19 protein-coding genes and 1 other annotated feature are annotated in these 20,594 nt (G+C 37.6%); of the genes, 1 reads left to right on the forward strand and 18 read right to left on the reverse strand.

Translation table 11 applies throughout. The features are described 5' to 3' along the window. Positions 1-120: 120 nt before the first annotated feature. Positions 121-558: an RrF2 family transcriptional regulator gene (locus QN089_RS10375; protein WP_068451998.1), complete on the forward strand. Its 438-nt coding sequence runs from the start codon at positions 121-123 to the stop codon at positions 556-558. A gap of 149 nt (positions 559-707) precedes the next feature. On the opposite strand, the gene rplT is transcribed toward QN089_RS10375, so the two are convergent. The 18 genes from rplT to citZ all read right to left on the reverse strand — a co-directional run bounded on the left by rplT (position 708) and on the right by citZ (position 20,569). Next, on the reverse strand, positions 708-1,067 hold the full coding sequence (gene rplT, locus QN089_RS10380) for a 50S ribosomal protein L20 (protein ID WP_068451995.1): 360 nt from the start codon (positions 1,065-1,067) through the stop codon (positions 708-710). Positions 1,068-1,125: 58 nt separating this feature from the next. Beyond that, entirely contained in the window at positions 1,126-1,326 is a 201-nt protein-coding gene (gene rpmI / locus QN089_RS10385; protein ID WP_068451992.1) for a 50S ribosomal protein L35, read from the reverse strand. Positions 1,327-1,360: 34 nt separating this feature from the next. After that, positions 1,361-1,867 (reverse strand): translation initiation factor IF-3, encoded by a 507-nt coding sequence (infC, locus tag QN089_RS10390; RefSeq protein WP_068451989.1) that lies wholly within the window; start codon positions 1,865-1,867, stop codon positions 1,361-1,363. A 295-nt stretch (positions 1,868-2,162) separates the two neighbouring features. After that, positions 2,163-2,753 (reverse strand): glycoside hydrolase family 25 protein, encoded by a 591-nt coding sequence (locus QN089_RS10395; RefSeq protein WP_285215269.1) that lies wholly within the window; start codon positions 2,751-2,753, stop codon positions 2,163-2,165. Positions 2,754-2,853: 100 nt separating this feature from the next. Continuing rightward, on the reverse strand, positions 2,854-4,788 hold the full coding sequence (gene thrS / locus QN089_RS10400) for a threonine--tRNA ligase (protein WP_068451984.1): 1,935 nt from the start codon (positions 4,786-4,788) through the stop codon (positions 2,854-2,856). Positions 4,789-4,868: 80 nt separating this feature from the next. After that, positions 4,869-5,098 (reverse strand) — a binding site (T-box leader). A 68-nt stretch (positions 5,099-5,166) separates the two neighbouring features. Continuing rightward, positions 5,167-6,108 (reverse strand): primosomal protein DnaI, encoded by a 942-nt coding sequence (gene dnaI, locus QN089_RS10405; RefSeq protein WP_285215270.1) that lies wholly within the window; start codon positions 6,106-6,108, stop codon positions 5,167-5,169. A gap of 14 nt (positions 6,109-6,122) precedes the next feature. Further along, complete coding sequence (locus QN089_RS10410; protein ID WP_087680398.1) at positions 6,123-7,841, reverse strand: DnaD domain protein; 1,719 nt, start codon at positions 7,839-7,841, stop codon at positions 6,123-6,125. Between the two features lie 21 nt (positions 7,842-7,862). Continuing rightward, positions 7,863-8,345, reverse strand: a complete 483-nt coding sequence (gene nrdR / locus QN089_RS10415; RefSeq protein WP_068451972.1) for a transcriptional regulator NrdR — start codon at positions 8,343-8,345, stop codon at positions 7,863-7,865. A 179-nt stretch (positions 8,346-8,524) separates the two neighbouring features. After that, positions 8,525-9,544 carry a glyceraldehyde-3-phosphate dehydrogenase gene (locus QN089_RS10420; RefSeq protein WP_068451971.1) on the reverse strand — a complete coding sequence of 340 codons (1,020 nt, stop codon included), beginning with the start codon at positions 9,542-9,544 and terminating at the stop codon, positions 8,525-8,527. A gap of 160 nt (positions 9,545-9,704) precedes the next feature. Beyond that, positions 9,705-10,298, reverse strand: a complete 594-nt coding sequence (gene coaE / locus QN089_RS10425) for a dephospho-CoA kinase (RefSeq protein WP_068451970.1) — start codon at positions 10,296-10,298, stop codon at positions 9,705-9,707. Between the two features lie 11 nt (positions 10,299-10,309). Beyond that, positions 10,310-11,182: a bifunctional DNA-formamidopyrimidine glycosylase/DNA-(apurinic or apyrimidinic site) lyase gene (gene mutM / locus QN089_RS10430; RefSeq protein ID WP_285215271.1), complete on the reverse strand. Its 873-nt coding sequence runs from the start codon at positions 11,180-11,182 to the stop codon at positions 10,310-10,312. A 13-nt stretch (positions 11,183-11,195) separates the two neighbouring features. Next, on the reverse strand, positions 11,196-13,823 hold the full coding sequence (gene polA, locus QN089_RS10435) for a DNA polymerase I (protein WP_285215272.1): 2,628 nt from the start codon (positions 13,821-13,823) through the stop codon (positions 11,196-11,198). 218 nt (positions 13,824-14,041) lie between these two features. Next, positions 14,042-15,580 carry a two-component system histidine kinase PnpS gene (pnpS, locus tag QN089_RS10440; protein ID WP_068451961.1) on the reverse strand — a complete coding sequence of 513 codons (1,539 nt, stop codon included), beginning with the start codon at positions 15,578-15,580 and terminating at the stop codon, positions 14,042-14,044. Beyond that, positions 15,577-16,308, reverse strand: a complete 732-nt coding sequence (locus tag QN089_RS10445) for a response regulator transcription factor (protein WP_068451957.1) — start codon at positions 16,306-16,308, stop codon at positions 15,577-15,579. The genes pnpS and QN089_RS10445 overlap by 4 nt, the downstream gene beginning before the upstream one ends. A 57-nt stretch (positions 16,309-16,365) precedes the next feature. Next, positions 16,366-16,806 (reverse strand): MaoC/PaaZ C-terminal domain-containing protein, encoded by a 441-nt coding sequence (locus tag QN089_RS10450; protein ID WP_068451954.1) that lies wholly within the window; start codon positions 16,804-16,806, stop codon positions 16,366-16,368. Between the two features lie 148 nt (positions 16,807-16,954). Continuing rightward, the gene (mdh, locus tag QN089_RS10455; protein ID WP_068451951.1) at positions 16,955-17,893 is read right to left on the reverse strand and encodes a malate dehydrogenase; all 939 of its coding nucleotides are present in this window, start codon (positions 17,891-17,893) and stop codon (positions 16,955-16,957) included. A gap of 198 nt (positions 17,894-18,091) precedes the next feature. Continuing rightward, the gene (gene icd, locus QN089_RS10460) at positions 18,092-19,354 is read right to left on the reverse strand and encodes an NADP-dependent isocitrate dehydrogenase (protein ID WP_087680402.1); all 1,263 of its coding nucleotides are present in this window, start codon (positions 19,352-19,354) and stop codon (positions 18,092-18,094) included. Between the two features lie 99 nt (positions 19,355-19,453). Next, positions 19,454-20,569: a citrate synthase gene (gene citZ, locus QN089_RS10465; RefSeq protein WP_068451942.1), complete on the reverse strand. Its 1,116-nt coding sequence runs from the start codon at positions 20,567-20,569 to the stop codon at positions 19,454-19,456. Between the last annotated feature and the right edge of the window lie 25 nt (positions 20,570-20,594).

Below are 20,594 nucleotides of genomic sequence, written 5' to 3' on the forward strand. Positions count from 1 at the left end.
CATTTAAAGCAATATACAAAATACATCTTTAACAAAAAAGACATATTTAAAATACATATTTAAAATTTATAAATTATTTTCTTTACATGCTATAATAAAAGGAGTTGGAGGTGAATTCTGTTGAGGTTGACACTATATACAGATTATTCTCTGCGCGTTTTGCTTTATCTTGGCGCAAAAAAGCCAGATGAATTATCGACAATTAAAGATATTTCCGATGCTTATGGTGTGTCTAAAAATCATTTAATGAAGGTGACACATGAATTAGGAAAAATGGGGTACATCGAGACAATCCGTGGTCGTGGTGGTGGTATTCGTCTCGCTATGCAACCTGAAGAAATTAATATTGGGAAGCTCGTCCGACAAACAGAAGAAGATTTTTATTTAGTCGATTGCTTTAATCCTGAATCTGTTGGTTGCGTTATTTCACCCGTTTGTAATTTAAAAGGCGCGTTAAATAAAGCACTACATGCATATATTGCTGTACTTGATGAATACCATCTAAGTGATTTTTTAACATCAAAAGAAAAATTAGCTGCGTTATTATTTGATTCTTAATATACAGCATCCTTTCCTTTTGAGGATTAAATATTTATATGTACAAAAAGAAGTGATAGGAATAAATTCCATCACTTCTTTTTTTGTTGCATATAAAAAAAGAGCCAAGTCCGAAGACTCGACTCTTTCATCATACCTGAATGTATGAATTATTTTGCGATTGCTTTTTTAGCAGCGTCTGCTAATTGAGCGAATGCAGCTGCATCGTTTACAGCTAAGTCAGCTAACATTTTACGGTTTACTTCGATTTCAGCAAGTTTTAAACCGTGCATTAAACGGCTGTAAGAAAGACCGTTGATGCGAGCAGCTGCGTTGATACGAGTGATCCATAATTTACGGAAATCACGTTTCTTTTGACGACGGTCACGGTATGCATATTGACCAGACTTCATTACTGCTTGGTTCGCTACTTTATAAAGTGTGTGTTTTGAACCGAAATAACCTTTTGCTAATTTTAAAACCTTTTTACGACGCTTGCGCGTTACTGTACCGCCTTTTACGCGTGGCATAGTTCATTACCTCCTGTATTTATCACTCTGATAAATAGTATATGTGTGTGTTTTCTTATTATTTCATGTAAGCTAATAAAGATTTGATGCGTTTGTAATCACCAGATGATACTAATGATTGTTTACGTAGGTGACGTTTAGCTTTTGTAGATTTGTTAGCAAATAAGTGAGAGCCGTATGCACGGTCACGTTTTAATTTACCAGTACCAGTTCTTTTGAAGCGTTTTGCAGCGCCACGGTGTGTTTTCATTTTTGGCATTTGGATTTCCTCCTATTACTCATAACTTTAATAATTATTGTTTCTCGTTCTTAGGTGCTAAGATCAAGAACATGCTGCGGCCTTCCATTTTCGCACGTTGTTCAACAGTTGCTACTTCTTTACAAGCCTCCGCAAAGCGATCTAATACGCGTTGACCAATCTCTTTGTGCGTAATAGCACGACCTTTAAAGCGAATAGATGCCTTTACTTTATCTCCTTTTTCAAGGAATTTGATTCCGTTGCGTAACTTCGTTTGGAAGTCATGCTCGTCAATCGATGGTGAAAGTCGTACTTCTTTAAGTGCAATAATCTTTTGATTTTTGCGAACTTCACGATCTTTCTTTTGTTGTTCGAATTTGAATTTACCGTAATCCATAATACGAGCAACTGGTGGCTTGGCTTGTGGAGCCACAAGGACAAGATCCAAATTTGCACGTTCTGCAAGTTGCAGTGCATCGTTTCGAGTTTTAACACCTAATTGATCGCCATTGTGATCGATTACGCGTAATTCGCGAGCACGGATACCTTCGTTTACATACATGTCTTTGCTAATAACAATCCACCTCCAAGTAGTATTAAAATACTGCGTTTGGGCAAGGAGCCCTGTTCGGTACAGATATTTCGATGTCCATAAAAAAAGACGGACATTAGTCGAAATGTCCGCCCGCGTATATGTTGACATGCGAAATATGCATGTTCGATTCATCAATTAACCTGTCAATACCTTCTAAAAGGATCGATTCTCAGGTGAGAAGCGGGCAGCCTCTACTTCAACCACAAACTCTGTATTTGTTTACCTCAATTATAATATCACCTTTTTTTAGGTAAGTCAAACATTATTCTGCTATAAACCATGCTAATTTTTTCTTTCCATTCAAACGATTTAAATCGACATAGCCTTCAATTCCCTTTATGCGTCCTCGTTCTGTGTACTGATGTAAGTCACACGGGAACTTCGGCTTTAAAATCGTTTTGCCATCTAGATGATAGCGTGGAATCCATATGAAGTCTGCTTTCGTTAGATCTAAACAAAAAGTATAGTATAGATGATGCGCAATGTAGATACCTACTTTTTTCGCACCTAAATTCCTTAGTGTACGAATAAAAGCATTCGTTCCTGCACGCATATCAGACATCGACTCCACTTCAACATCGACCACATAAAACAAAGGCTGCTTTACTCGATTTGCACGCTCGTAAAAGTCTTGTGCTTCTTTTTCAGCGTCTTTAACAGACGTAAAACGCGCAAATGCATACACACCATACGGAATAGCAAATTGACTACAACCTTTCGCATGTTGTTCATATAAAACATCTTTTACATACGAACCATCCTGTACACGTAAAATGGCTAAATCACATACTTTCGAAAGCTCCTCATAGTTCACACGATTTTGCCATTTTGAAAAATCAACGATATACCCCATCTTCTTCATCTCCTTTTATATTTTATATAGAAGAAAAAAGATTGCGCGAGACAAAAAATGAGAAGCCGCTAGACAATACGACTTCTCATTTGAATACTTATTATTTTACTGTAATCTCTTTTGTAATTGCATCCACAAACTCGTCTAAAGAAACTGTTTCTGAATCTTTTGAGCCGTAACGACGAACATTTACTGCATTTGATTCAACTTCTTTATCCCCTAATACAAGCATGTAAGGAATTTTTTGCATTTGTGCTTCACGGATCTTGTAACCTAATTTTTCGTCACGGTAATCCATTTCTACACGTGCACCTGCAGCGATTAAACGTTCTTCAACTTGTTTTGCATAGTCAAAGTGCGCATCGTTTGATACAGGAATAATTTGAACTTGAACAGGTGCTAACCAAGTCGGGAATGCGCCTTTGTATTCTTCAATTAAGAAGGCTACAAAGCGTTCCATTGTTGATACAACACCGCGGTGAATAACGACTGGACGGTGTTGTTTACCATCTTCACCTACATAGTTTAAGTCGAAGCGTTCTGGTAATAAGAAGTCTAATTGTACTGTTGACAATGTTTCTTGTTTACCAATCGCTGTTTTTACTTGTACGTCTAGTTTTGGACCGTAGAATGCAGCTTCGCCTTCTGCTTCATAGTAATCTAATCCTAGCTCGTCCATCGCTTCTTTTAACATGCTTTGTGCTTTTTCCCACATTTCATCGTCATCGAAGTATTTCTCTGTATCTGCTGGATCACGATATGATAAACGGAATTCATAGTCTTCTAAGTTGAAGTCTTTATAAACCGCTTGGATTAACTCTACTACTTTTTTGAATTCATCTTTAATTTGATCTGGGCGAACAAATAAATGCGCATCATTTAAAGTCATACCTCGTACACGTTGTAAGCCTGATACTGCTCCTGACATTTCGTAGCGGTGCATTGTCCCAAGTTCTGCGATACGAAGTGGTAAGTCACGGTATGAACGCATTGCTGATTTGTACACCATCATGTGGTGAGGACAGTTCATTGGACGAAGTACGAATGTTTCGTGATCTACTTCCATTGGTGGGAACATATCTTCTTGGTAATGATCCCAGTGTCCTGAAGTTTCATATAATGATTTTGAACCTAAAACAGGTGTATATACGTGTTTGTAGCCTAATGCTAACTCTTTATCTACAATATAACGTTCAATTGTGCGACGTACTGTTGCACCGTTCGGTAACCATAATGGTAAACCTTGACCTACTAATTGGCTTGAAGTAAAGATGTCTAATTCCTTACCAATTTTACGGTGGTCACGCTCTTTTGCTTCTTCTAACATTTGAAGATGATGTTTTAAATCTTCTTTTGTGAAGAATGCAGTTCCGTAAATACGTTGTAGCATTTTGTTATCTGAATTCCCTCTCCAATATGCACCTGCAATTGATAGAAGTTTGAATTCTTTAATTTTATTTGTTGATGGTACGTGTACACCACGGCAAAGGTCGAAGAATTCGCCTTGTTCGTAGATTGACACTTGCTCATCTGCTGGAATTGCTTCTAGTAATTCTAATTTGTATTCGTCATCAATTTCTTCAAAACGACGTTGTGCTTCTGCACGAGATACATCATGGCGTACAACTTCTAAGTTTTCTGCGATGATTTTTTTCATCTCTTTTTCGATTTTCGGGAAATCTTCAGAAGTAATTGGTTCTTTCGAATCGATATCGTAGTAGAAACCACCTTCGATTACAGGACCAATACCTAATTTTACATCTGGGAATAGACGTTTTACTGCTTGTGCTAATAAATGGGCAGTTGAGTGACGTAACACTTCTAATGCTTCATCATCTGAAGGTGTAATAATCGCGATTGTGCCATCTTCATTTAAAGGTGTTTTTGTATCAACTAACTCACCATTGAATTTACCAACGATTGCTTTTTTACGTAATCCTGGGCTAATTGCCGCTGCTACTGCATCTGTTGTAATTCCTTTTTCATACTCTTTTACAGACCCATCTGGGAATGTTAATTGAATCATTTCTGACATATCCATTCTCTCCTTTTTATTATTTCGAAAGCTACGGGCCACAAACGGGAGATTTTTTGCATACAAAAAAGCATCCTCCCTAAAGGGACGATGCTTGCGCTCGTGGTTCCACCCTTCTTCCTTCCATGCAGAAAAAACTGCAAAGACGAAGCTCTCGATCGGCTAACGGGCCGCTACCGTCGACAATTACTATTCGTTCACTGTCGCTGCTCCAAGGTGGTAAATCATTAGCCGTCACTAGAATACTCGCACCATTGTATTCCTCTCTGAAAGTCGCACTAATCATTGTTGTCCTTATCTGTGCATTTACATATTAATGTAACCTATTATAAAACTTCAGAATCGAACTCGCAACTATTTTTTAGAATTCAAGCACTTCTATGTTAAATCGCGTAAATTTAAGCCTTCCACTTGAATTGGTTCTGTAATTGCTTTGATTCGTTCCATAATTCGCTTCGCTTTAATCGGGTCCTGTCCACCACGTGTAGTCTGAGTAAAGAATACTTCAAGACCACTATAATCAAGATTCGATGTAATAAATGTCGGCAATTGTTCTGCCATACGATAATGCAGAATAGACCCTAAAATTTCATCTCGCGTCCATTCTGATAACTGTTCAGCTCCTAAATCATCAAGCATTAACACAGGTGCTTTTTTCACAAAATCAAACTTTTCTTCTAATTGTGGTGTACCAATCGCATTTTTTAATTCACGTAAAAATTCAGGTACATAGACAACGACAGATTGAATTTGCAAAGCTGCTAATTCATTCGCAATCGCTCCAATTAAGAAGGACTTCCCGACACCAAAATCACCATATAAATAAAATCCTTTACGTGGTAATTCCCCCGTCTGCTTCACTTGGTCAACAAAGTTTTGCGCTGCCTGCAATAAATTTTCACGATCTTCACTATAGACGCGTACATCTGATAATGTCGCACGTAACACATCTTTTGGCATGTGCATACTCGCAATCATCTTCTCCGTATGACGGCGTTCATCTTCAATACGTTTTTGCTGACAAGGTGTATATTCTAAATCAATTAAACCACGTGTTAGCGATAATTTTGGTGTAAAGCCATTGATTGTATTCACACACTGCTGTACAGAAGGACACTTCGAACAATCTTGTTGTTGATTTTTAAATTCATACAACTTGCCTAATCCACGTTCTAAAACAGAGCGTGTAATCGCACCTTCATTCTCTTTAAAAAATTGCTGAATAACAGGGTCTTTTAAAAGTTCTTCTTGAATCGACTGTAGACGTTCTTGAAATTTGGCATCCATTTGTTTTTGTAATTCATTTTGAATCGGTTTCAACGTACAACACCTCCTCAGGATTTCTTCTTCATACGATATTGACGTTCTAACTCTTCAAGTGATGCCTGACTTTTTGGCTTCTCTGATGAATTAATCCATGCTGGTAATTCTTTTTTCTCAGGATTCCCGTAAGTCGTACGGCTATATTTTTGAGCGCGTGACTTTCGATAATTTTGTCCATATTGAATGGCTGTTTCAATCGTTTGAACCGACTGTTTACGCCACCCTGAAGCAATCGCCTCTAAGAATGGTAAATTCAAATTCCCTTCACTTGAGAAATGAGCATAATGAATTAACGTATTTAATAAAGGTCGTTCCCATTCATACATCGAAGCAAACTGCGTCACTGCTTTTAATTCATGTGCAAAAGGCTCTTTGCCATCTGCCAACATTTGAAGAAGAACAGGTGGTTCAATTTTTTTCATTAAACTTTTGAAGGTCTCTTCGATATTTTTTAGTTTAGCAGCACTTGCTTTACCTGGTTCAAATTGATAAAGAACGTAAGCTGCCGCCTGAAGCAATTCAAACTCCGCATGCATATCTTCGATTGTAGTCGACTTTTTCACTGTTGGATTTTTTTGATCCATGAATTGACGTGCCTCATTCATCGCTTGCGTAGCGGTTTCAATTCCTTTTTTACGCCAATCTGCTGCAATCGCTTGAATGTATTTTTTACTAATATGACCTGGATTATTCAGCGAGATATAATGAATTAATACATTCACAACAGGTGGTGTAATATCATATTGTGTAATTAAACTTTCATACATTTCAAGTTCATGGTCAAATACTTGCTTCCCGTCATTCACAGCGATTAAAACATCAATTGGTCGAGCTTGTTCAAAATACTGTACCAACTCGTCTTGTTTACTATTCCATTCCTTCGCCTGCTCATGTGCTTGTTCAGGTGGAAGCATTTTCGAAATAGCTGGTGGTGTTTTGGAAATCGTCAATTTATAATATTCACTCGCTGATTTACGCACCGCATCTGTCGTTAATTCATCATCACTATTCGCCATCATGAGTACATGCTTCATATCAATTGCTGATAAACCATACATAAATGCAACTTTTGCAATCGTTTCTTTAATCTCAGCTGTAATCAAACGATGTGGAATCATATTTTCAGATAACCCAGACATCAGTAACGGAAAATCAAAGGATTGATAGTAAAATGGTATTTTCGATGGTTTTTCAGCTATATCATGCACCATCATATTTTTGGGCATATGTTGTTGAATCGGTTGATAGACATCCGTAAATTGACGTGAAATTTCCGTCATTCCTTCGATTGCTACACGTTTCGGTGTAAAGCGCTGCAATAAACGGCGGTATGCATTCTCACCAATTTTACTGAATAAAAACATCGATAGAAGTGGGTCTTCAAAGAAACGTCTTGCTTCTAAAGGTGGTAAAATTTCATACGAAAAATAATGTAAATCATCTGTTTCTTTTTTATACGTACGTAATAATCCAATCGCTTCAAGCGCAATACGTGCGTTGAAAATAGCTCCAATCGACATATCAAGTCCATTCATCAAATGGTAGTGTGTATAGTCTCTACCTTCTTCATCTTCCCCTTCAGCCCACAACAAAAAATACAGACTAATTGGTTCAGGTCCAATTAAAGGCTGATAAAGTAGCGTAATTAACTTTCTTTCATAACTTGAAAGAGGAAATGGAATGTGAATTGTAAATCGGTCTACAGAATGTAGTTCATTATTTAGTTTCAATTCAAACTCCTCCTCTTTTGTTTAATCTTCTTTTGAGTCCGATTCACTTTCTTGTCGCTCAATTAACTCACGTAACTCATGAATAAATACATTAATATCTTTGAACTGACGATAAACGGAAGCAAAACGCACGTAAGATACTTCGTCAATTTTTGCTAAGCGATCCATTACTTTTTCACCGACATCTTCTGATTTAACTTCCGCAATACCGGCACTTCGTAAGTCTTGTTCAATTGCAAAGACAACATCTTCAAGCTCACTTAATGCAACTGGTCTTTTTTCACAGGCACGAATAAGTCCGCGCAACACTTTTTCACGGCTAAATTCTTCACGAGAGCCGTCTTTTTTCACGACAACTAGCGGCATCTCTTCTACTTTTTCAAATGTGGTGTAGCGAAACCCGCATGATTCGCATTCGCGGCGACGACGAATGGCTTTATTATCATCGACAGGTCGGCTATCAATCACTTTTGTTCCATTGTACTGACAACTTGGACATCTCATAATTTTTCTCTCCTGAATTAAATACTATTTAGTTTATCTATTATAACAAAAAAACGTGTGATGTACCGAACAATCCCTATATTTTTTAAGGGAAATACTACTGAATACAGAACAATAAAAAAACTGTAAGCAAAACGGCTTGCACCATTCTACTTACAGTTTAAATTATTGCGATTAAATTAAGCTTGTACAGCTGCTAATTCACGCGCTACTTTTTGTGTTAAATCTACTACGCGAGTTGAGTAACCCCACTCGTTATCGTACCAAGCAAGTACTTTTACTTTGCGTGTACCCATAACCATAGTTGTTAAACCATCAACTGTTGCTGAAGCTGGGTTTGTATTGAAATCTACAGATACTAAAGGTTCTGTTGTGAAATCTAATACACCTTTTAATGATGTTTGAGAAGCTTCGATGAATGCAGCATTCACTTCTTCAACTGTTACATCTTTGTTTAAGTCTACTACTAAATCTACAAGTGATACATTTGGTGTTGGAACACGTAGAGCCATACCATGTAATTTACCTTGTAATTCAGGTAGTACAAGTGCTAATGCTTTTGCAGCACCTGTTGAAGTTGGAATAATTGATTCCGCACAAGCACGTGCACGACGTAAATCTTTGTGTGGGTTATCAATATTTTTTTGGTCATTTGTATAAGCATGAACTGTTGTCATAAGACCGTTATCAATACCGAACTTGTCATTTAAAACTTTTGCTACAGGAGCAAGGCAGTTAGTTGTACATGAAGCGTTTGAAATAACATCATGTTTTGATAAATCTAATTTGTCATCATTTACACCCATAACGACTGTAATATCTTCATTTTTACCAGGTGCAGTTAAAATAACTTTTTTCGCACCAGCTTCTAAATGTAAAGCAGCTTTGTCGCGTGCGTTAAATTTACCTGTTGCTTCAATTACAATATCCACACCTAGTTCTTTCCAAGGTAATTTTAATGGATCGCGCTCTGATACAAGTTGTACACGTTTACCGTTTACAATTAGTGCACCTTCAACCGCTTCAACAGTACCTTCGAAACGTCCGTGGTTTGTATCGTATTTTACTAAATGAGCTAATGTCTCCGATGGGTAACTCGCATTGATGGCAACGATGTTTAAATCATCTTGAAGTATCGCCTGACGGAACACCATACGTCCGATACGGCCAAATCCGTTAATAGCAATAGAAACTGTCATGAAATATATCCTCCTGTTTTAAAAGAAATTCTTTTAAATGTGTTATTTGAGAATTAGTATAACACATTTATCTGGAAGTAGAACATATTTACACACAAAAACAAAAGTTTTTATTTTCTGACAACTTTTTTCTATCACTTTTTTGATATTCTTTTATGTTTTATACTAAACCCCATTCTTTTAAAATATAGTTCAACTGCTGCTCTGTTTTTTCCAATGTACTTTCATTGTAGATGACCGCATCGGCACCTTCTTCTTTCACAGATAGAGGGAGTTGCGAGCTAATTCGCGCTCGCGCTTCTTCCTCATTCAATTGGTTCCGTTCCATCAAGCGCTCCAGCTGTTTTTCTTCTGATAACGATACCACAAGAATTTTTTCAACAAAGTGTTGTAACTTACTTTCAAACAATAATGGAATATCCATAATAACGACTTCAGCCCCGTTGTTAAGCCATTCATCACGCTGTCTCAACATCTCTTTTCGAATCGCCGGATGAATAATTCCATTTAAAATAGCTCGCTTTGATGGGTCATGAAAAATGAGATCGCCCAATTTCTTTCGATTCAATGAACCATCTTCTAATAAGATTTCTTCTCCAAAAGCAGCTACGATTTCTGTCAGTGCTGGCTCCCCTGGTTCTACAACAAGACGTGCTACTTGGTCCGCATCGACAATTGGAAAACGATATTTTTCGAGCATTTTCGCTACTGTACTTTTCCCACTTGCTATACTTCCTGTTAATCCAATAATCATTTTGACATCCCCTATTTTTGACAATTTGGACAGTAATACGAATTCCGTCCTGCTATGATTTTCTGTTCTGAATTAGTATGACACATTGGGCAAATATTCATCCCGTACATTTGTAAACGGTCCTGCATACCGCCTGCTTCACCATTAATATTTCGATAATCTGAGATTGATGACCCACCATATGCGATACTTTCGCTCAAAACTGCAACAATCTCGTCAAATAGCTGTTCTTTCTCCGCCCCGCTTAATTGGGATGTAATTCGTCCCGGATTAATTTTCGTTCGAAATAAAGCTTCCGTTGCATAGATATTGCCACAGCCACATAACACATGTGAATCCATAATGACCGCCTTAATTTCTTTTTTACTGTACTTCGGTAACGCACAATATGTTAAAAAATGGTCTTTCGCAATAGCATCGAATGGCTCAGGTGCTAACGCCATTAATGGCGGATGATCTTCAATCTTTTGTAAGAAGCGCATCTCACCAAAACGACGGATATCTGAATAGATCAGCTTCTTTCCATTATCAAGTGTAAATGTCACATGGGCATGTTTACGGAACTTTTCTTCTGGAATTTCCGATACATCATGTACATCAAAAAATGCACCGCTCATGCCCAAATGATTCACTAACTTATACGTGACACCCGCATACTCTAACGTAAAATAAATATATTTCGAACGACGTGCAACATCTTGAATCGTCATTCCTGTCACAGCTTCTACAAACTCATCCGGCTGCAACCCTTTAATAATACTTTGTTTACCTGCTTCATGGCTTGTATAAATCGTCGGCGAAATTGTCACACGTTCAATCGTTCTACCTGTTACAGCAGGTTGTAGTGAACGTACGACTCCTTCTACTTCTGGTAATTCTGGCATATCATTTCACTTCCTATTTCGCATCGTACCATGTATAACCAGCAGAATAATCTGCTCTCAGCGGCACATCTAACTTCACTGTATTCGCCATCACTTCTGGTACGAGCTTTTCTAAAATTGCAATTTCTTCTTCTGGTGCTTCAAAAATCAATTCATCATGTACTTGCAATAACATTTTTGCCTGTAATTGATGCTCTTTTAAAGCTGCATCCATATCAATCATCGCTTTTTTAATAATATCTGCTGCACTACCTTGAATTGGTGTATTCATCGCTGTACGTTCAGCAAAACTACGTAAATTGAAGTTACTTGACTTTAAATCAGGTAAATAACGTCGACGATTTAATAGCGTTGTGACATAACCTTTTTCTTTTGCCATCTTCACCATATCATCCATATATGTTTTAACACCTGGGAAACTTGCGAAATAACGTTCAATAAACTCTGCTGCTTCTTTTCTCGAGATATCTAAGTTTTGAGATAAACCGTAGTCACTGATTCCATAGACAATCCCAAAGTTAACTGCTTTCGCCGCACGTCGCATAGACGAAGTAACTTCATCTTCTTCTACATGGAATACGTTCATTGCTGTATTCGTATGGATATCTAATCCGTTTAAGAAAGCTTGCATCAAGTTCTCATCTTGTGACATATGCGCGAGTACACGTAACTCAATTTGTGAATAGTCGGCTGCGAATAGTTGCCACCCTTCCGTTTCAGGTACAAAGGCTTTACGAATTTTACGTCCTTCTTCTAAACGAATCGGGATGTTTTGTAAGTTTGGATCAGTTGAACTTAGACGACCTGTTGCAGTTAAAGCTTGTTGATAGCGTGTATGAATCTTATGGTCATCTTCATGAATTTCTTTCATTAACCCTTCAATATAAGTCGATTGTAACTTCCCTAATTGACGGTATTGTAAGATGTGTTCGATAATTTCATGTTCAGGTGCTAGCTTTTCTAAAACATCTGCTGCTGTTGAATAACCGGTTTTTGTCTTTTTTATAACTGGTAATTGAAGTGTTTCAAATAGAACAACACCTAGTTGTTTAGGCGAATTAATATTAAATTTTGTCCCTGCAAGCGTATAAATTGTCGCCTCAATTGCTTGTAGTTTTTCAGTTAATTCTTCGCCCATATCAGCTAATGTCTCTTTATTAACGCGAATACCACATGTCTCCATCTTCCCGAGAATATGTGCAAGCGGTAGTTCAATATCTGTATATAAATCATATTGTTCATTTTCTTTTAGCTTCGAAAGCAATGGTTCGCGCGTCGTATAAACGGCTAACGCTTGGCGACATACATGTTCTGCTAATACTTCTTCTGATGGTACTGCTCGTTTTGCGCCTTTCCCATAAATAGATTCTTCTGTTTGTACATTTGTATAGTTGTATGCACGTGAAACAGACGCAATATCTTCAGAGGCAAAAGCTGGATCATCAATGTATGCAGCTAGTAATAAATCGAATTCAACACCCTTTAATTCAATTTGATCACGCGCAAACGCAACTTGATGTTTTTTCAAATCAAATACATATTTTTTCTTTGCTTCACCTTGTAAATAAGCTTTTACTTCTTCCGATTGGAGTACATCTTCATATGGCATATAGTAAGCAGCTGTATCCGTAACGAATGCAAGTCCAAGTGCTTTTGACGTATGGTAATGCGCATTCTCCATCTCCAAATGAATGGCCATACCATCTACGAGCTGTTCAGCAGTTAAATTCGAAACAATTTGATGTTCGAGTACGGTTGTTTCCTGTGCTTCCGATTCATATTCGCTTTTTTCAAGTAATGTTTTAAAATCAAGCTCTTGCCATAAAGCGAATAGGGCATCTACATCTGGACCTTCCCAACCAAGTTCATCTACTACCACTTCAATTGGTGCATTTACTTCAATCGTCGCAAGTTGTTTACTCATTTTCGCTTGTTCTTCATTTGCAACTAACTTCTCTTGTAACTTTGCACCCTTCACTTCACTTACATGCGCATAAATCTCTTCTACTGTTGGGTATTCTTTCAATAGTTTAATTGCTGTTTTTTCTCCTACGCCTGGCACACCTGGAATATTATCAGATGAATCGCCCATAAGACCTTTCATATCAATAATCTGTTCAGGTGTTAAACCATACTTTTCTAAAATATGTGCTGGCGTATAGTGTTCGATATCCGTCATACCTTTACGCGTTATGTAGACGGTTGTTTTGTCTGTTGCCAGCTGTGTTAAGTCTTTATCACCTGAGATAATAACCACTTGCATATCTGCTTCTTCTGCTTGTTTCGCAAGTGTGCCAATGATATCGTCTGCTTCATACATTTCTAATTCATACTGCTTCATATTATAAGCCGATACAAGTTTTCGGACATATGGGAATTGTTCTGATAATTCTGGTGGTGTTTTTTGACGCCCACCTTTATATTCGGTGTACGTACTGTGACGGAACGTTGTTTTCCCTGCATCAAATGCTACAAGCATATGCGTTGGTTGTTCCTCTGCTAGAATTTTTTGTAACATCGTTGTAAACCCATACACTGCATTCGTATGAATCCCTTGATGATTTGTTAATGGGGGTAAAGCAAAAAACGCACGATATGCTAAACTGTTTCCATCTAGCAACAGTAATTTTTTTTGTGTCATTCCCTCACACTCCTGTTCGTATTTTCTTCTTCTCTATTCTATCATGCTATGCAGTCAAAATAAAAAAAACGAAAGGAACTCACCTTTAGGGAAGGTTGAGTTTCTTTCGTATACAAGGGGTCTTTCTTTTTGGATTCATGTTATGAAGGGGGTTTCATGTGTTTAGTATAGCAAGTCGTTATGAAGTTTCTATTAGCCTTTTGTAAATTCCATGTAAATTACGATGCTAACGGAATATAAATACGCATCGTCGTTCCTACACCTTCTTCACTTTTTACAATAATTCGACCATTATGTGCTTCAACTAAATGTTTTACGATTGCAAGCCCTAAACCCGTTCCACCTGAATTACGACTTCTCGCACGATCTACACGGTAGAATCGTTCAAAAATACGCGGAATTTCTGCTTGTTTAATACCAATTCCTTGGTCAGCAATTTCGACTACACCGTATTCACCATGTGTTAGTACTTTTAAATCAATTCGTTTGTCTGGTTTCGAATAGGATACGGCATTCGCAAGTAAATTGACAACAATTTGCGTAAGGCGATTCGCATCTCCAAGTACACGAACCTCTCCTTCTTCTTCTAAATGTACATCCATATTCTTCTCTTCAATTTGAATATGCGCCATTTCCATCGCACTTTTTACAACTGCATTGAAAGAAGTTGGTGCTACATCAACTTTGAATCCTTCTTTTTCAATTTTCGACAGCTCTAATAAGTCTTGTACAAGCATTTGCAGTCGATTACTTTCTTTATACATAATCTCTAAAAACGATAACAATGTTTCTTCATCTTGGTAAGCACCATCTAGAAGTGTTTCTGAGAAGCCTTTAATCGATGTAATCGGCGTTCTTAGCTCATGTGACACATTCGCAACGAAGTCTTTTCGCACTTGTTCTAAGTTCTTCAGTTCCGTAATATCGTGCATGACAATTACAACACCTAGCCAATGACCATGCGCTCCAATAACAGGCGCGCCATACACTTCCATATGTTTAATTTGTTGATGAACGGTTATTTCAATTTGCTTACGATACGGTGTTTCCGTCATAAAAACATGATCGACAAACTCCTCTAAATTTTCATCAACACCAAGTTCTCGAAAAACATGTTTTTTAACGTCATCATGATTTTTATTGAATAACTTTAAAAAACCATCGTTTACAACAGAAATTTCACCTTCACGTCCAATCATAATTAAGGCACTTCCCATATTATTAATAAGGGTTTTGAGACGCTCTTGCTCAATCTCACGAATCATTGTCATATCTTGTAGATTACGCGCTAAAACATTAATCGACTTACTAAGTGCTGTTGTAGCTACATCAGATGATTCGTATGCACGTGCACGGTAATTCCCTTGCGCTAATTCTAAAGCGGTCTGTGTTACATGTTCCACAGATAGCGATAATTTCTTTAACAGTCGATTCGTTGTGAACATGAGTAAGACGAACGCAATAAATAGCACAATAACGAGGATGAGCCAAAAATGCCAGCGTGTTGTAATTAAATCATTTGATAAGAAACTATCTGGAAGTTGCTTCACTAGCTCTTGTTGTTGTTTATCCGTAATCGGAATTTTTTCAGAAGTAAAATAGTCACTTAAATGTTGCTGTGCTTCTTGTAAATTAGAACGCACTGTATTTTCCATATAAACAGGAAAAAGCTGGCCTAATACAAAGCCAAGACCAGCTAAAATTGCGGCATACAAGCACGCAAATGCAATTAATAGGCGTACTTTTAATGTATTCATGACCCTTTAGGCTCCTCAAACTTATAACCTAAACCACGAATCGTTTTAATATATTTCGGTTTACGACTATTTTCTTCGATTTGATCGCGTAAATGGCTAATATGCACGTCTACAATACGTGTATCTCCTGCAAAATCATAATGCCAAACGGCACTTAATAATTGATCTCTCGTTAACACACGGTTTTTATTCTCTAATAGATAAACTAGTAGTTCGAATTCTTTCGGTGTGAATTCAAGCTCTTTATTGTCTAATGATGCTTCAAAACGTTCAGGATATACGCTAAGCGGACCAATATGATACGTTTTTTCAGAGTCAGAAAGTTTTTCTTTCTCATCATTTGTTTGTGCAGATTCTACTACTTTTGAACGTCGTAAGACTGCCTTCACCCGTGCAATGACTTCACGCGGACTGAATGGCTTCGTCATATAGTCGTCTGCACCAAGTTCTAAACCTAATACTTTATCAAATTCATCATCTTTTGCTGTTAACATAATGATTGGTGTATCAATTTTTTGAATGCGTAACTCTTTACACACTTCCATACCATCTCTCTTTGGTAGCATGAGGTCTAGTAAGATCAAGTTTGGACGATGTTCGATTGCTTTTTGAAGCCCTTCTTCACCGTCATTCGCAATCATCACCTCATACCCTGCTTGCTTAAGATTGTACTGTAATAAAGTCGCAATCGATAGTTCATCTTCTACTACTAAGATTGTGTTTGTCATGTTTATGCCTCCGCTAATGTATTGAAACCCCCATTTCAAACATTCGTGCATATAATCTTACAATTTAGGTGGTATAACGTTTACAGTGCCAGATACAACAATCTGTTCTTCGTTATTTTTTCCTTCTACTTGTAAATGTAATTCATTCATTTCTGCATTCTTTACTACTACTTTTAACGATAGATGTAGCGTTTCGTAGTGATGCAATGGTTTAGGATAACGTAGTGAAATAGCTGATATATACGAACCAGGTCCAGGCATGTATTTGGAAATCGCAGATGTTACAATACCCGATAACATAATAACTGGTACAACAGGCTTTTCATATGTAGTAAGTGCTGCATATTCCTGCTGGATATATAGCGGGTTCTGATCATTCGTTAACCCTAAATATAACAATAAATCTTTACTCTCAATATTTTCTGTGATTTGCAGAGATGTGCCAACATCGATTTGATCGAATGTTTTACCCACTTTATAATCTTTGCTTAGTAACACAGAATTCCCCCTTTGTAATCTACCATATATTTATAGTATCAAGAATTGTATGAAAAATCGAGTTGTATTCGTAAAAGAAACAGGACTTTTATAATTTCCAAAATAAAAGAGGAACGCTGCTTCCGCAACATCCCTCTTTTTATATTTATTACACTAGCGCTTTCATTACATCACGAACAGCTTCTGCTGAATAATCGAGCGCTGTTTTTTCTTCTTCTGTTAGTTCAAGTTCATAAATTTTCTCAATTCCATTACTACCAAGTAATGTTGGAACACCTAAATATAAATCTTCATAGCCATACTCACCTTCTAAATAAGCAATAGATGGTAAAATACGACGTTGGTCTTTGATAATCGCTTCTGCCATTTCAACCATAGCAGCGGCTGGTGCATAATAAGCTGACCCATCACCTAATAAATTGACAATCTCTGCTCCACCTGTACGTGTACGGTTGACGATTTCTGTCAGACGTTCTTTTGGAATTAATGTTTCAAGCGGAATCCCCCCAGCAAAAGAGTAACGCGTTAAAGGAACCATTGTATCTCCGTGACCTCCTAATACGAAGCCTGATACATCTTTAACAGATACATTCAATTCTTCTGCTACAAATGCGCGGAAACGGGCTGTATCAAGTACACCCGATTGACCAATTACGCGATTTTTCGGGAAACCTGTTTCTTTAAAAATCGTATATGTCATCGCATCAACAGGGTTTGTTAAAACAATAATGACAGCATTTGGTGCATGTTTTACAATTTCTTTCGCAACAGATTTCATAACACCTTGATTAATTTGAACTAAATCATCGCGACTCATTCCTGGTTTACGTGCTACGCCTGCAGTAACTAGAATCACGTCAGAACCTTCAATACGCGCATAATCTGATGTCCCTGTTACACGTGCATCAAAATTTTGAACTGGTGATGCCTCATACATATCAAGTGCTTTCCCTTTAGTTGGGTTTTCTACTTTCGGAAGATCGACAATTACCACATCTGCTAATTCTTTTTGTGCAATTAAAAATGCAGCCGTTGCTCCTGTATAACCACTACCAATAACAGCAATCTTTTTACGTTTTAAAGACATGTGTAAAACACTCCTCATACTTTTCTTATTTTCGTTGGGTGACGAATACCTTTATTATACTTCATTCCCTCTTTTTATACCCTTCAAAAACGGAAAACAATCGCTAATCCTTTTAGATATGTCACGATTTTGTAAATTACATAAAAAAAGACCCGTTAGAATCAAATGATCCCAACGGGTTATAAAAGCCTTTAAATATTAAAGGTTTTTGATTAGTTCATCAGCGAACTCTGAACATTTCACTTCTGTAGCACCGTCCATTAGACGAGCGAAGTCGTAAGTTACAACTTTAGAAGAGATTGTTTTTTCTACTGAGTTAGTAATTAAGTCAGCAGCTTCTTGCCATCCTAAGTGTTCAAGCATTAATACGCCTGAAAGTAATACTGAAGATGGGTTTACTTTATCTTGACCAGCATATTTCGGAGCAGTACCGTGAGTAGCTTCGAAGATCGCGTGTCCAGTTACATAGTTAATGTTAGCTCCTGGAGCGATACCGATACCACCAACTTGTGCAGCAAGTGCATCTGAAATGTAGTCACCGTTTAAGTTCATTGTTGCAACAACGTCGAACTCATTTGGACGAGTAAGGATTTGTTGTAAGAAGATATCAGCGATTGAATCTTTTACAATGATTTTGCCAGCAGCTTCTGCTTCAGCTTGTGCTTTATCAGCAGCTTCTTTACCTTCAGCTTCTACGATTGCATCGTATTGAGCCCAAGTGAATACTTGATCGCCGAATTCGTTAGCAGCTAAATCGTAACCCCATTGTTTGAATCCACCTTCAGTGAATTTCATGATGTTACCTTTGTGTACTAATGTTACAGAAGGTTTTTTGTGTTCGATTGCATAGTTGATTGCAGCACGAACTAAACGCTCTGTACCTTCTTTAGAAACTGGTTTAATACCTAAACCTGAAGTTTCTGGGAAACGAATTTTGTTAACGCCTAATTCATTTTGTAAGAAGTTTAATAGTTTCTTTTGCTCATCTGAACCAGCTTTGTACTCGATACCAGCGTAGATATCTTCAGTGTTTTCACGGAAGATTACCATGTCAACATCTTCTGGTTTTTTAACAGGTGAAGGAACACCGTCAAAGTGACGAACAGGACGTAAGCATACATATAAGTCAAGAGTTTGACGTAATGCTACGTTTAATGAACGGATACCGCCACCGATTGGTGTAGTAAGTGGACCTTTGATTGCGATTAAGTATTCGTTAATTTTGTCTAAAGTTTCTTGTGGTAACCATTCACCTGTTTCGTTGAATGCTTTTTCACCAGCTAAAACTTCTAACCATTCGATTTTCTTTTCACCATTGTAAGCTTTGTTTACTGCAGCGTCGATAACGCGTGAAGCAGCGTGCCAGATATCAGGACCGATACCGTCACCGATGATGAATGGGATTGTTGGATTGTTTGGTACGTTTAAAACACCATTTTCTACTACGATTTTTTCAGACATGAATTGCGCCTCCTACTATATTCATAATCATAGGGCTAGTGCTATAACAGCCCCGCCCTATGACTTTTATATTATAACATAACAATCAAGAAGTCAGTATTATCTTTCTTCAATTGCTACGTATGTTTGCATTCCTGGTCCAACATACTCAGCACGTGGACGGATTAAACGGTTGTTAGCATATTGTTCTAAGATATGAGCTACCCAACCAGAAGTACGAGATACTGCGAATACTGGTGTGAATAGGTCATGTTCGATACCTAAAGAGTCGTAAACTGACGCTGAGAAGAAGTCAACGTTAGCTGGAAGACCTTTTTGAGTTACGATCATGTCATGGATTTTAACTGACATATCATATAATTCTGGTTTACCAGTTAATTTTGTTAATTTTTCAGACATTGCACGTAAGTGTGGTGCACGTGGGTCACCTTTACGGTATACGCGGTGTCCGAAGCCCATGATTTTTTCTTTATTATCTAATTTAGTTTGAATATATGTTTCAACGTTATCAACTGAACCGATTTCGCTTAACATTTTCATAACTTGCTCATTTGCACCACCGTGTAATGGACCTTTAAGAGCGCCGATTGCAGCAGTAACACCAGAGTAAACATCAGATAATGTAGCAACACATACACGTGCAGTGAATGTAGATGCATTTAATTCGTGGTCAGCGTGTAAGATTAAAGCTTTATCGAATGCTTCGATTTCGATTGGAGCTGGCTCTTCACCTTTTAGCATGTATAAGAAGTTTGCAGCGTAACCAAGTTCTGGTTTTGGAGCAATTGGTTCTTGACCGTTACGAACACGTGCAAAAGTTGTAACAACTGTAGCAATTTTCGCTTGTAGACGGATTGCTTTGCGGTAATTCGCTTCTGGTTCCATAACATCTGCTTCATCATCAAAAGTACCTAACATTGATACAGCTGTACGAAGAGCTGCCATTGGATGTACTGTTTTTAGAGGCATAGACTTGAATAATTCAACGATTGCTGAAGGAATTTCCATGTTATCAGCTAATTGTTGTTTTAGTTCAGCTAACTCGTCAGCTTTTGGAAGACGTGTATGCCATAATAAGAAAACTACCTCTTCAAATGTTGCATTGTTTGTTAAGTCATCGATGTTGTAACCTACATAAGTTAATGTGTCATCGATAATCGAACTAATCTTCGTTTCTGCAGCTACGATACCTTCTAAACCTTTAGTTGATGCCATAATATATCTCTCCTTTTTACATTTC

The organism is Kurthia sp. YJT4 (assembly GCF_030219945.1).
GTDB lineage: Bacteria > Bacillota > Bacilli > Bacillales_A > Planococcaceae > Kurthia > Kurthia gibsonii.